This is a genomic window from Terribacillus sp. DMT04, from assembly GCF_019056395.1.
GTDB classification, from domain to species: domain Bacteria; phylum Bacillota; class Bacilli; order Bacillales; family Amphibacillaceae; genus Terribacillus; species Terribacillus aidingensis_A.
In genome coordinates this window covers 2210425-2224047 of record NZ_CP077639.1, presented here as the reverse complement: position 1 = coordinate 2224047, position 13623 = coordinate 2210425, and the positions used below count along the sequence as shown (strand labels likewise).

11 protein-coding genes are annotated in these 13623 nt (G+C 44.2%); 8 read left to right on the top strand and 3 right to left on the bottom strand.

The annotated features are described in order from the left end of the window. Positions 1-2 precede the first annotated feature (2 nt). From KS242_RS11815 to ald, 3 genes are all read left to right on the top strand, one after another. The gene (locus KS242_RS11815; RefSeq protein WP_217321519.1) at positions 3-998 is read left to right on the top strand and encodes a class I SAM-dependent methyltransferase; all 996 of its coding nucleotides are present in this window, start codon (positions 3-5) and stop codon (positions 996-998) included. 105 nt (positions 999-1103) lie between these two features. Next, on the top strand, positions 1104-2303 hold the full coding sequence (locus KS242_RS11810) for an acetate kinase (RefSeq protein ID WP_217321518.1): 1200 nt from the start codon (positions 1104-1106) through the stop codon (positions 2301-2303). Positions 2304-2428: 125 nt separating this feature from the next. Further along, entirely contained in the window at positions 2429-3547 is a 1119-nt protein-coding gene (gene ald, locus KS242_RS11805; RefSeq protein ID WP_217321517.1) for an alanine dehydrogenase, read from the top strand. Between the two features lie 37 nt (positions 3548-3584). Here the strand turns inward: ald and KS242_RS11800 are convergent, their stop codons facing one another. Continuing rightward, positions 3585-4682, bottom strand: a complete 1098-nt coding sequence (locus KS242_RS11800; RefSeq protein WP_217321516.1) for a M24 family metallopeptidase — start codon at positions 4680-4682, stop codon at positions 3585-3587. A gap of 103 nt (positions 4683-4785) precedes the next feature. Here KS242_RS11800 and KS242_RS11795 point away from each other — a divergent pair, with 103 nt between their 5' ends. The 3 genes from KS242_RS11795 to KS242_RS11785 all read left to right on the top strand — a co-directional run bounded on the left by KS242_RS11795 (position 4786) and on the right by KS242_RS11785 (position 7932). After that, positions 4786-5466, top strand: coding sequence for a metal-dependent hydrolase (locus KS242_RS11795; protein WP_217321515.1), 681 nt, complete (start codon positions 4786-4788; stop codon positions 5464-5466). A 182-nt stretch (positions 5467-5648) separates the two neighbouring features. Beyond that, entirely contained in the window at positions 5649-6965 is a 1317-nt protein-coding gene (locus KS242_RS11790) for a DRTGG domain-containing protein (RefSeq protein WP_217321514.1), read from the top strand. 25 nt (positions 6966-6990) lie between these two features. After that, positions 6991-7932, top strand: a complete 942-nt coding sequence (locus KS242_RS11785; protein ID WP_254391693.1) for a DHH family phosphoesterase — start codon at positions 6991-6993, stop codon at positions 7930-7932. Here KS242_RS11785 and ytrI read toward each other — a convergent pair. Continuing rightward, positions 7929-8432 (bottom strand): sporulation membrane protein YtrI, encoded by a 504-nt coding sequence (gene ytrI, locus KS242_RS11780; protein WP_217321512.1) that lies wholly within the window; start codon positions 8430-8432, stop codon positions 7929-7931. The genes KS242_RS11785 and ytrI overlap by 4 nt on opposite strands. Then, a complete protein-coding gene (locus KS242_RS11775; protein ID WP_077308069.1) occupies positions 8432-8764 on the bottom strand; it encodes a sporulation membrane protein YtrH in 333 nt (110 codons plus the stop codon). The genes ytrI and KS242_RS11775 overlap by 1 nt, the downstream gene beginning before the upstream one ends. A gap of 128 nt (positions 8765-8892) precedes the next feature. Here KS242_RS11775 and dnaE point away from each other — a divergent pair, with 128 nt between their 5' ends. Both dnaE and KS242_RS11765 read left to right on the top strand, forming a co-directional pair. Next, positions 8893-12165, top strand: coding sequence for a DNA polymerase III subunit alpha (gene dnaE, locus KS242_RS11770; RefSeq protein ID WP_217321511.1), 3273 nt, complete (start codon positions 8893-8895; stop codon positions 12163-12165). A gap of 98 nt (positions 12166-12263) precedes the next feature. Beyond that, positions 12264-13502 carry an NADP-dependent malic enzyme gene (locus KS242_RS11765; RefSeq protein WP_217321510.1) on the top strand — a complete coding sequence of 413 codons (1239 nt, stop codon included), beginning with the start codon at positions 12264-12266 and terminating at the stop codon, positions 13500-13502. The last annotated feature ends 121 nt before the right edge of the window (positions 13503-13623 follow it).

Sequence of the window (13623 nt, the reverse complement as noted above, 5' to 3'; positions counted from 1 at the left end):
ACGTGGAACAACAAAATGTAGAAAAAGTGTACCAGGCGCTAGACCACATGGCTGAGTCACTGGAAACACGTGAAAACATAGCTTATCTTGATGCACTAGGTGCAGCAATGGAATATATAATTGATCGCGAAACGGAGCTTACAGATCAGCCGCTCGTTAAGCAGCAGCTGGATAAACATGCCGCCATTTTCGATAAACAAGGCTATAAGAAAGAAGAAGTTCGAAAAGGAATTCAGCTCGCAATTCTGAAAGGCATGAAAGGGGCAACACAGCAGCAGCACATGCTGACACCTGACACCGTTGCCATGCTAATTGGGTATTTGACGAATAAACTAGTTGGGAAAAATGATAATTTCCGTTTGTTTGATCCAGCAGTTGGAACAGGTAATTTGCTCACAGCTGTGCTCAACCAAGTAGAAAAAGAAGTACAAGCATACGGAAGTGATGTTGATCCAACCTTGATTCAGCTGGCGGTAATGAGTGCGAATATGCAGGAAAGGCAAATTGAATTTTTCCATCAAGACAGCTTACGCCCATTTTTGCTGGAGCCAGTTGACCTTGTTGTAAGTGATTTGCCAGTAGGTTATTACCCTGATGATGTCCAGGCAGCTCAGTATGAGTTGAAGGCAGAAGAAGGACATTCGTATTCTCACCATTTATTCATCGAGCAAAGCTTGCATTACACGAAAGAAGGCGGCTACCTGCTCTTTGTCGTTCCAAATTTCTTATTTGAAAGTGACCAAGCTCGCTCCTTGCACGCATTCCTGCAGGAGCATGCACATATTGTCGGATTGCTGCAGTTCCCTGATAGTATGTTCAAAAATGAATCTCAGGCGAAAAGCGTTTTGATTTTGCAGAAAAAGGGGACGCTAACAACAGCGCCGAAGCAAGCGCTACTCGTGCAGCTACCTTCGTTTAAAAATCCAAATGCCATGTCCAATGTCCTGAAGCAGATCAATGATTGGTTCGATAACGAGTTATCTGGTTTAAAAAACTAAAAAAATTAATGAAATCCCAAACAAGTTCTCGACACATCTTGCAAAAGACTTGTCGACACAGGTAAAATAGGGAAGTACGTAAAAGTTTACAAGGGGCTGAACATGTTGAGTAATATTCTAGCAATTAATGCTGGTAGTTCTTCTTTGAAATTCCAGCTAATCCGCATGCCTGAGGAAGAAGTAAAGGCAGTGGGTCTAGTAGAACGTATTGGACTGAAAGATTCCATCTTCACTATCAAATTCAATGGTGAAAAAGATGAAACAACTAAAGATATTGAAAATCATGAAGAAGCTGTAAAAATGCTTCTTGAGAAGCTTACTTCTACAGGTGTTATTAAATCTCTTGATGAGATTGACGGCGTAGGCCACCGTGTTGTTCACGGCGGAGAGAAATTCAGTGACTCTGTTGTAATTACAGAACAAGTAATGGACGAGATTGCAGAAGTTTCTGAGCTAGCACCTTTGCATAACCCGGCAAACTTGACAGGCATCCGCGCATTTAAAGAGATCCTGCCAAACATTCCAGCGGTTGCTGTGTTTGATACAGCTTTCCATCAAACAATGCCGCCTGAATCGTATCTTTACAGCCTGCCTTATGACTACTATGAACAATATGGCATCCGTAAATACGGTTTCCATGGTACAAGTCATAAATACGTATCACAGCGTGCAGCTGAATTGCTTGACCGTCCAGTAGAAGATCTTCGTCTGATTTCTGCTCACCTTGGTAACGGCGCAAGTATCGCAGCGATCGAAGGCGGTAAATCTGTTGATACATCTATGGGCTTCACACCGCTTGCAGGTGTAACAATGGGTACTCGTTCTGGTAACATTGACCCTGCCTTGATTCCATTCATCATGCGTAAAACAGGCAAAACTGCTGACGAAGTACTGCATGTCTTGAACAAGGAAAGCGGAATGCTTGCACTATCTGGTTTCTCCAGTGACTTGCGAGACATTGAGAGCAAATCTGAAGCAGGCGATGAGCGTGCAGAGCTAGCACTTGATGTGTTTGCTGAAAGAATTCACAAATATATCGGTTCTTATGCTGCGCGCATGAGTGGTGTAGATGCAATTATCTTCACAGCTGGCGTTGGTGAAAACAGTTCTGAAGTACGTGAACGCGTACTGAAAGGTCTTGAATTCATGGGCGTTTATTATGACCCAGCATTGAATAATGTTCGCGGTAAAGAACAATTCCTAACATACCCGCATTCTCCGGTAAAAGTTATTATCATTCCTACAAACGAAGAAGTAATGATTGCCAGAGATACAGTTCGTCTTTCTGAAACTGTAGCAAAATAATTTAGCAAAGAGCTGGTCCCAGACTTGATGGGACCAGCTCTTTTTTGCGTTTTCATGACAATTAGAAATGGTATACTGAAAAAGTAAGTGAGTTCCTTTTACATATAAGATGGGGGGAAGCAGGCATGAAGATTGGGGTACCCAAGGAAATTAAAAATAGTGAAAATCGTGTAGCGATGGCTCCATCTGGTGTTACGCTCTTACGTGATGCAGGGCATGACGTATTCGTTGAGACCGGCGCAGGTCTCGGCTCTGGTTTTACGGATGAACAGTATGAACAAGCTGGTGCTGTAATACTTCCGACAGCGAAGGAAGTGTGGATGCAGGAAATGGTTATGAAAGTAAAAGAACCCCTTCCAGAGGAGTACGGTTATTTCTATGAAGGTCTCATTCTTTTCACCTATCTGCACCTTGCAGCTGAAGGTCCTTTGACAAATGCGTTAATCAACAAGAAGGTCGTTGGAATAGCGTACGAAACTGTGCAGCTGGAGGATTACTCCCTACCACTGCTGACACCTATGAGTGAAGTGGCAGGCAGGATGGCATCACAAGTCGGGGCGCAATTTTTGGAGAAGCCTTACGGGGGAAGCGGCATTTTGATGTCTGGTATTCCTGGGGTGAAACGAGGGAAAGTTACCATTATCGGCGGAGGTGTTGTTGGTACAAATGCGGCTAAAATTGCCGTCGGACTTGGAGCGGATGTCACTATCATTGATTTAAGTCCGCAGCGATTGCGTGAACTGGATGATTTGTTCGGCAAAACCATTAACACACTCGTGTCTAATCCATTAAATATTGCGGAAGCTGTACAAGAATCTGATCTGGTGATTGGTGCAGTTCTTATACCAGGAGCCAAAGCACCAAAGCTTGTCACGGACGGAATGATTGCAAGCATGAAAGCGGGTTCCGTAATCGTTGACGTTGCCATTGATCAGGGTGGTATTTTTGCTACTACCGACAAAATCACAACCCATGATAATCCTACGTACGCCAAACATGGCGTCCTTCATTATGCTGTTGCCAACATGCCAGGAGCTGTACCGCGTACCTCTACAATTGGATTGACAAATGTAACGGTACCTTACGCGCTGCAGCTGGCGAACAAAGGGTATAAGAAAGCTTGCTTAGATAACCCTGCTTTGGCAAAAGGCATTAATACGTTAGATGGATTTGTTACGTATCAAGCAGTTGCAGAAGCGCATGATCTTGTCTATAAGCCTGCTAGTGCATTACTTTTATCATAAAACAAGAGCATCTGCATAAGCAGATGCTCTTTCTTTATTAACCGATAATTTGCAAATCGCGCGGATAAGCAGTAAGTACATCCGGTCCGTTTTTCGTTAAGAAGATATCATCTTCAATTCGGACACCGCCAACGCCAGGCAAATAGATGCCGGGTTCAATTGTATAGCACATGCCTTCTTGCATTGCTTGCGTGTTATTGCTCGAAAGTGATGGGTACTCATGTACGCCAATTCCTAAGCCGTGTCCGACGCGGTGTGTGAAATATTGACCGTATCCTGCTTGTTCAATGTGGCTTCTGGCAGCCTTATCAATCTCTGAGATAGCAGTTCCGGCTTGTGATGCTGCAGTTGCTTTTTCGAGAGCAACTCGCACTGTATCGTGAATGTGCTGCTGATCTGCTGTTACATGCTTGTAACCAACAGTGCGAGTAATATCAGAGCAATACCCTTCAAATACCACACCGAGATCAAACAGAACCAAATCACCAGGTGCAATCTGTTTGCCGTCAGGCGTACCGTGAGGAGAAGCAGTTTTTGCTCCGGAAAGCACAGTTGTGGCAAATGACATGCTAGTAACACCTTCTTGCTTCAGAGCATATTCCAGCTCGGCAGTTATTTGCAGTTCGCTTTTGCCGGCAGCAATCGCTTCAATTCCTTTCTTTACCCCATAATCAGCTAAAACAGCTGCTTGTTTGAGTAATGTATATTCTTTCTTGTCTTTGGTGATGCGCTGGTTCTGCAGGAACTCTGTTGCATCATCAAAGGATACCTGTGGCAAAATTTTCTGCAGCATTTCCAAGCGAATAACAGACATATGATCTTTCTCAATTCCCATGGATGCTGGCATGCGCCCGCGTTCCTTTAAATAAGCTTTAAACAACTGCCATACATCTTCATGGTCATGGTATGTAAGCATTTCTTCTTTCCAGCCGGCCTTCAAGGCATCTTCTTTCTCCATTGCCGGCAAAATGAGCAGCGGTGCATCCTTCTGATCGGCGAATACAGCTACAAGTCGCTCGTGCGGATCTGTATAATAATTACTCACATAATATACATTTTCCATGGAGGTGATGAACACGCTGTCTGTTTGGTTATCCTTTAGTTGGCGTAAAAGTGTATCAATTCTGTGTTGCATAAGTTAGCCTCCTTTTTTCTTATTATAACAAAAAACGTATCACGTTTCTTCCAATGGTGACTGTGGTAAACTAGATGCGATAAAATGAAAAGGGGTTGGAAACTTGAAACTTTCATTCCATGGACAAGCTGTTGTACAGATTGTGACCGAGAAACATACCATTCTAATCGACCCATTCATCACTGGAAATGGCACATGTGATTTGAATGCAGATGAAGTCCAGCCGGATGTCATTCTGCTGACGCACGGCCATAATGATCATGTTGGAGATACAGTTTCCATAGCGAAACGCACAGGTGCACTTGTCGTAGCGCCAAATGAACTGGCTGTTTACTTGGAAGGCAAAGGGTTGCGCACACACCCAATGGGAATTGGTGGAGCGTACAACTTTGAGTTTGGACGTGTCAAACTGACTCAAGCATTTCACAGCAGCGCTTTCACTGACGAAGATGGCCAGACGCATTATATGGGCATGCCGACAGGGATATTATTTACAGCTGAAGGAAAGACAATCTATCATGCCGGAGATACTGGGCTGTTTTCTGATATGAAGCTAATTGGAGATACAAACAGCATAGATGTTGCTTTCTTGCCGATTGGAGATAACTTCACCATGGGACCGGAAGATGCATTAATTGCTGCTGAGTGGGTCAAGGCAAAACAAGTTATTCCGATGCATTACAATACTTTCCCGCTAATTGAGCAGGATGGTGCAGCATTTGCAGAAAAAGTTAAACCGGGTAAAGGTGTCCATTTGGAGCCTGGCCAATCCTTTACAATCTAAAGAAAACAGCACCTTTCCAAAAGGTGCTGTTTTTTTAGCTGTTATAGTAAAAAACTGATAAATGAACTGAAAGACTAGCGTGGAAGCAGCTAATTTTCTTCTGAAATTGAAACCTCCTCGTAAAAACTGTACAATAACAATAGATAAATAATGATTAGTACAGATGAGAGCATGGTGAAGGAATGTCAACAAAACACGATCAAATAATTAAATATATTGAAAACCTTCCAGTTGGCGGAAAAATATCCGTTCGAGCAATTGCAAAAGAGTTGAATGTAAGTGAAGGAACTGCATATCGTGCGATTAAGGAAGCGGAAAACAAAGGACTGGTCAGTACGATTGAGCGTGTCGGGACTGTACGCATTGAGAAAAAGATGAAAGAAAACTTTGACCGACTTTCCTTCGCTGAAATTATAGGTATCGTAGACGGGCAAGTGCTTGGCGGTAGAGATGGCTTGCATAAGACATTAAATAAATTTGTCATCGGGGCAATGGAGCTTGATGCCATGATGCGGTATACCCAAAAAGATGCCTTGCTTATTGTCGGCAACCGCATTGAGGCACATGAACTGGCGATTAAAGCGGGTGCAGCCGTCCTGATTACAGGTGGATTTGATACAGATGACCGCATTAAACGGCTGGCTGACGAAAAAGAACTGCCTGTCATTTCTACAAGCTACGATTCATTTACAGTCGCTGAAATGATTAACCGGGCAATTTACGACCAGATGATAAAAAAAGAAATCATCGTAGTTGAAGATATTTATACACCTTTAGACCATACATATTATTTGCAGGAAACAGACACGCTGGAAAAATGGTATACATATAACGCTGACACAACACATACAAGATACCCCGTTACGAATGATACGGAAAAGGTAACAGGGATGGTTACTTCCAAGGATATTATCAATAAAGAAAAACAGCTCTCTGTGGCAAAAGCTATGACGAAAAATCCACTCACGGTGCAGCCGCACACAACGCTTGCTTACGCAGCCCATATGATGGTATGGGAAGGAATTGAGATAATTCCTGTCGTGGACCAGCAGCATAAATTGCAAGGGCTTATCTCCAGACAAGATGTTCTAAAAGCACTTCAGCAGATTCAGCTGCAGCCGCAAATCGGAGAAACAATTGAAGATATCATTACAAGGGAAATTGAGCTGCTCGAAGACGAAGCGCCGGACATTGTATTCAGCGGAAAAGTAACACCGCAAATGACAAACCAGCTAGGAAGTCTTTCGACAGGCGTTTTAACCACATTCGTTACGGAAGCCAGCCGTCGTTTTGTTCGTAAAATGAAAAAAGGCGATATGGTAGTTGATAATGTGTCTGTTTATTTTTTGCGCCCTGTTCAGCTTGAGAGTACGATTTTAATTAAACCGCGCATCCTAGAGGTTGGGCGCAAGTTGGCAAAAATGGACGTTGAAGTGTATAGTAACAAGAAAACACTTGTAGCAAAGGCACTGCTTATGGCGCAGCTGCTGGATCGCTAACAGTACTGTTATGGAGGAGGATAGGATGCACAAACATATCTTAGAGAAAATAAGAGCATATCACACAATCATCATACATCGGCACGTCCGCCCGGATCCAGATGCATACGGATCACAAGTAGGGCTGTGCGAGATTATCAAGGCTTCCTATCCTGAAAAGCAGGTGTGGGTCGTAGGTGATGAAGATCCTTCCCTAACATTCCTTGCGAAAATGGATACAATCGAGGACCATGCGTTCGAGGATGCGCTGGTCATTGTTTGTGACGCAGCGAACCGGCCGCGAATATCCGATCAGCGATATAAGTTAGCGAAAGAAATCATCAAAATTGACCATCATCCAGTAGTCGATGAATATGGCGATATACAGTGGGTAGTTCCGACAGCGAGCTCGACTAGCGAGATGATATATGAGCTGTTTGCGTCTGATTCAGACCTGCAGCTGTCAACACGTGGTGCCATGCTGTTATATGCAGGCATTGTCGGTGACACAGGCCGTTTTCTTTTTCCGTCAACGAGTGAAAAGACGTTCCGCTATGCCGGGGAGCTTGTCGAGTATGCATTTGACCGTACCTATCTGTATGAAAACTTGTATGCTAGCAGCCAAGATGTTGCCAGACTGCAAGGCTATATACTCCAGCATTTCACCGTACATGAAACAGGCGTGTCGTCCATCCGGATTACCAAAGATATTTTAGCGTCCTACAACGTAACGTCTTTGGAAACAAGTCAGCTTGTTGGAACAATGGCCAATATGGAAGGCGTTAAAGCATGGGTCTTTTTTGTAGAAGAAGAAGAACAAATCAGAGTGCGTATTCGCTCAAAAGGTCCTGTAATCAATGGCTTGGCTGGAAAATATAATGGCGGCGGTCATGCATTTGCCTCAGGGGCGACCGTATACAGCTGGAATGAAGCGGCCAACCTGGAGCGGGACTTACAAGAAGTATGCCGCGAGTTTGACTGGAATTAATTAGCTGTTTCCACTGTCACTGTCAAGTAGAGGATCTCCGAAATGATCAGCTGCTTGACAGCGACCTTATACCGAAACCCTTCCAATTCGTATTCTTTATTTTCGATTGCTCCGAGCAATAACGGGGTGCTTTGGACCGCGCCGTTGACACTTCTGCCAATCATATGCCGCGCTTCTTCTTTAATAGCTTCCTTTAATTCATGCTCAATCAGCTTATCCAGTTCCAGACTTTCAACTGCTTCTAGCTGTACTGTAATCTCATCAATAACCATACCCTCTTGTTTAAGCTCATTTATTTCTTCATTGTTATTTTTTAATACTTCTATGTCTCGTTCCAGGTCGTGAATGGTTCCTTCCATTTCGGCTTTTTCTTTGACCCATTCTTCATACAATGTGCCATGCATGAAGAGATAAACAAAGTAAGAGATAATACCGCCGAGGAAGAAACCGACTAAAAAGCGCTGCCAGCCAGCTTGTTTATAAAGAGGTGGAATCCGCATCAGGAAATATCCTCTTGAACGAACCAGCCAATAATCAGCAATGCTGTTTTCACACCGCCCATCGCTGCCACAATGATTAGAATCTGTTTAATAACATCAAATGTTGCACCTTGATAAATTCCTTTTTCGAAGTTGCTAATAGCATCAAATGTGCCGCCGATAGCAGCAATAATTGCCCAAATTCTTATCCCATTCGAAATACGTTTGATTGCTGTCAATGGCGGTTCGCCAGTTGCAAACGCTCCGATACTGCCAACGAAACAGCCTCCGATCATAACTCCTAATGCAATGAAATAACAATGCATCATTGAAATGATTACGCGTTCTTCCATGCTGAAGCTCCTTTATTTTTGTACTTTTTCTACCCTATGGCTGTAATGGACAAGTTATGTTAGTCATTTCAAAGTCGAAAGGAATTCGTATATAATAGAGCTAGTGTAAAAAAGGGCGGTAATGTTGTATGGATTTCACACATCTGCAAATCAGAAGCAGCTACAGTTTTTATCAAAGTACAATCAAAATTCCACAGTTAGTAAGTAAAGCTAAAGAAGCAGGTTTTGAAACGTTGGCATTGGCGGATGATGGGGTAATGCATGGCGCAGTGCCATTTTACCTTGCTTGCCTGGATGCTGATATAAAGCCAATTATCGGAGTGCATGTCCCAGTTGAAGCAGAAGAACAAGTTATGAAAGTTCTCTTATTGGCGGAAAATGATTCAGGGTATCAAAGACTTGTTGAAATAAGCACCTTTCTGCAGTCCGGCAGCGCCGAACGGCTGACACTGTCTGATCTGGATAAGTATGCACAAGGAGTCATTGCGATTGTCCCTTCTCATACGCTGATTCAAATGGATATCATGCCTTGGCGAGCGATTTATGGGGAGCGGCTTTACGCTGGCATTAGTCCTGATGAAGTACGCTTTCTGGACGAGCAGACACTCATCAACTGGCAGCAGCAGACGGATGTACGCTTTACAGCAACCGGAGATGTTCGCTATTTAGAGGAAGAAGATAGGGATGCTTATGAATGCTTACTTGCAATGCAGGAAGGAGCCACATGGCAGCCAACACCGTTTGATTCTCCATCACTGTACCACTTACGAACCCAATCCGAAATGATGGAGCTTTCTCAAAGTGAAACGTGGCAGCAAGCATTAACTCAAGCCGGAGCCATTGCAGAGCGCTGTACCGTGCAGCTTGAAATAGGCAAACGACGCTTGCCGGCTTATCCTGTACCAGAAGGAGAGACGGCTGATGCTTATTTAAGAAGTATATGCGAGCAGCAACTAACGGAGATATATCACAATCGTCAAGATGCACAAGACAGGATTGCTTATGAGCTGGGCGTCATTAAAGAGATGGGCTTTAGTGATTATTTCCTTATTGTTTGGGATTTTGTACGCTATGCAAAGGAACAAGGCATCCGAGTCGGTCCTGGTCGGGGGTCGGCTGCAGGATCTCTCGTCGCTTATGTGCTTGGCATTACAGCTGTTGATCCGCTGGCTTACGAATTATTATTCGAGCGTTTTCTTAATCCTGAAAGAATCACAATGCCTGATATTGATATTGATTTCTCTGACTATCGGCGAGATGAAGTTATTCGTTACGTACAAAACAAATATGGAGCAGATCGGGTAGCGCAAATTATTACATTCGGCACGTTCGCCGCTCGTTCGTTGCTGCGTGAATTAATTAAAACAATGGAAATACCGCAAGCAGATGCAACGTTTCTGTTAAAAGCAATTCCAACTAATGCGCCTACTTTATCGAAAGGACTGCGAGCGTCTGAGGAGCTAACCGCTTATGTGAAAGAATCGGAGCAGCTGAAACGCTTATTCCGGATTGGAGTGAAGTTGGAAGGGCTGCCGCGTCATGCGTCAACGCATGCGGCTGGCGTGGTAATTAGTGCTGATCCGCTCGTAAACACAGTTCCGCTTACCGAAGGGCATGATGAAGTAGCGCTAACGCAATTTGCCATGAAAGAACTGGAGCAGCTGGGGATCTTAAAAATGGATTTCCTAGGGCTGCGCAACCTTACATTAATGGATCAAGTGCTGTCCAGTGTGGCCAGACAAGCTCCTTCACTCGATTTAGACCGTATCCCGCTTGATGATGAGATAACGTTTCAGTTATTCCGCGATGGCCGAACGAATGGTGTGTTCCAGTTTGAATCAAGCGGTATGAAGCAAGTACTTCGGCAGCTGAAGCCTACTTCATTTGAAGATATTGTTGCCGTCAACGCGTTGTATCGTCCAGGCCCGATGAGTTACATTCCTGTCTTTGTTAAGCGGAAGCATGGAGAAGAAACAATCAGCTATCCGCACGAAAATCTAGCTCCAATCCTGGAAAAAACGTACGGAGTACTTGTGTATCAGGAGCAGATTATGCAGATTGCTGCTTCGATGGCTGGCTATAAAATGGGAGAGGCAGATATGCTGCGCCGAGCTGTCAGTAAGAAGGATGCCAAGGTGCTGGAACGAGAGGAATCCCGCTTCTTGTCTGGCTGTATAGAAAATGGTTACACAGCCGATACTGCCAAGGAAGTATTTTCCTGGATCGTTAAATTCGCCAACTACGGTTTTAACCGCAGTCATGCAGTTGCATACAGCTATCTAGCGTATCAGCTTGCTTATTTAAAAGCGCATTACCCAGCCAGCTTCTTTGCTGAATTAATGAGCGGTGTTGCGAATCAGCCGGATAAAATCCGCCAGTATATGCGGGAAGCAAGCGGAAGCGGAATTGATATTTTACCTCCTTCCATAAATAAGAGCTTTGGTAAATACACTGTCGAGTATACGAACATTCGAATGGGGATGCTGACAATAAAGGGCATCGGTGCTCAGGTTGTCCGTGAAATTATCTCGGCCCGGAAAGAAGGAACATTTAAAAATCTGTTCGACTTCTGTATCCGCGTCACAATTAGCAAAACCGCCTTAGAGCAGCTTATTCTGGCGGGTGCCTTTGATTCTATACACAGCAATCGAGCATCTTTATTAGCTACCATTGACAAAGCAATGGAACAAGCTGAATTATTCAAGGAACTTTACGAACAGCCTTCCTTGCTCGGAGAAGTAGAATTTGAAGCGTCGTACGATGAGCAAGAACCATTTTCACCGATGGCAATTTTAAAGTACGAAAAAGAAGTGCTCGGACTGTATATTTCCAGTCATCCGCTCGCAAGCTATCGAAGTACCCTGCGCAGCAGTGGCTATATAACGGTACAACAGCTCGAAAGCATGCCGCCAAAAAAGCAGGTGCGACTAACCGCTGTTTTACTTCAGCAGCGCGTCATCCGCACGAAAAAAGGACAGCCAATGGCGTTCTTAACGTTAGGTGATGAAACAGGCGAAATGGAAGCGGTAGTTTTTCCCGATTTGCATCGGCAAATTGGCCGATTCTTAGAAGAAGAAGCATTGCTGGATTTAGTTGGAAAATTGGAAGAAAGAAATGGAGAAAAGCAGCTCATTCTGCAAGAAGGACGACCATTCCATGAGGACCAGCTTCAGCAAAGTAAGCAGCGATTATTTATTCGTTATGATGATGAAGACCAAGTGCTTGAAGTGCTTCGGAAATATACGAAAACATACCCTGGCAACGTACCTGTCATTGTTGTGCAAAAAGAAACGCGCAAGAGCTATCAGCTGGCAGAGACATACTCTCTTGAATTAAGTGCAGCATGCTTGGCAGAGCTAAGGAAACAGTTTGGCAAGGAGAACGTGGCAGTATCCAAATAAAGCAGTTCACCTGCCTTTACACTGCGCGTTGTTGTCCCTATAATGATAAACGTCTGCACAGACCATCATGTTATAAACTACACAAAGGATGAAAAAATATGTCCAATCTTAGAGAAGATGCACTGAAAATACATCGCGAAAACAAAGGGAAACTGACAATGAAGTCGAAGATCCCTGTTCGTAACGCGACAGACTTAAGCCTTGCCTACTCTCCCGGAGTAGCAGAGCCTTGTAAAGAAATACATCAAAATAAAGAAGACGTTTATGAATATACAATGAAAGGCAATATGGTTGCCGTTGTCAGCGACGGTTCTGCTGTACTTGGCCTTGGAAATATCGGCCCAGAAGCATCTCTGCCAGTGATGGAAGGAAAATCGGTTCTATTCCAGAGCTTCGCAGGTGTGGACAGCTTCCCAATCGTGCTGGATACAAATGATGTTGACGAAATCGTCCGTACAGTTAAACTAATGGCGCCAACATTCGGCGGTGTCAATTTGGAAGATATCTCTGCACCGCGCTGCTTCGAAATTGAAGAACGCCTAAAAGCAGAAACAGATATCCCTGTATTCCATGATGATCAGCACGGGACTGCGATTGTAACAGTTGCTGGTCTATTGAACGCCCTTAAATTGGTTGGCAAAAGCTTTGACAATATCAAAGTTGTTGCCAACGGTGCTGGCGCGGCTGGTATTGCTATTATCGAATTGCTGCACAGCCTTGGCGTAAATAACGTTATTATGTGTGACTCCAAAGGCATGATTTACGAAGGCCGCCCAGAAGGCATGAACAAAATGAAAGACCGCGTTGCGAAAATTACAAACCGTGACCGTCAAGAAGGAAGCCTGTCTGATGCGATCAAGGACGCAGATGTGTTCATCGGTGTATCCCTTGCGAATCTGCTTTCTCAAGATGACGTGCGCACAATGGCGAAAGATCCAATCATCTTCGCAATGGCAAACCCTGATCCAGAAATTTTGCCAACCGATGCGAAAGAAGCTGGTGCCCGTGTTATCGGTACCGGCCGTTCTGATTTCCCGAACCAGGTGAATAACGTGTTAGCTTTCCCTGGAATCTTCCGCGGTGCACTGGATGTTCGCGCAACCGGTATTAACGAAGAAATGAAAATCGCCGCTGCCAAAGCGATTGCTGAGCTAATTGACGAGAGCGATTTGAACGAAGACTACGTAATCCCAGCTCCATTCGATCCTCGCGTTGCTCCAGCTGTTGCCAAAGCTGTAGCGAAAGCAGCAATGGACACTGGTGTGAACCGTATTACGATTGATCCAGAAGAAGTAGCAGAGAAAACGCGTCAGCTTACACTTATCGACGAAGATTGATAATAAACCTGCCAAGGCAGATGCTTCCATTGTTGGAAATTGTCTGCTGGACGCAGGTTATCTGTTTTTACATAGTGGAATTATACGCGCACTTATAACGAAATGATGGTACAATAAATAG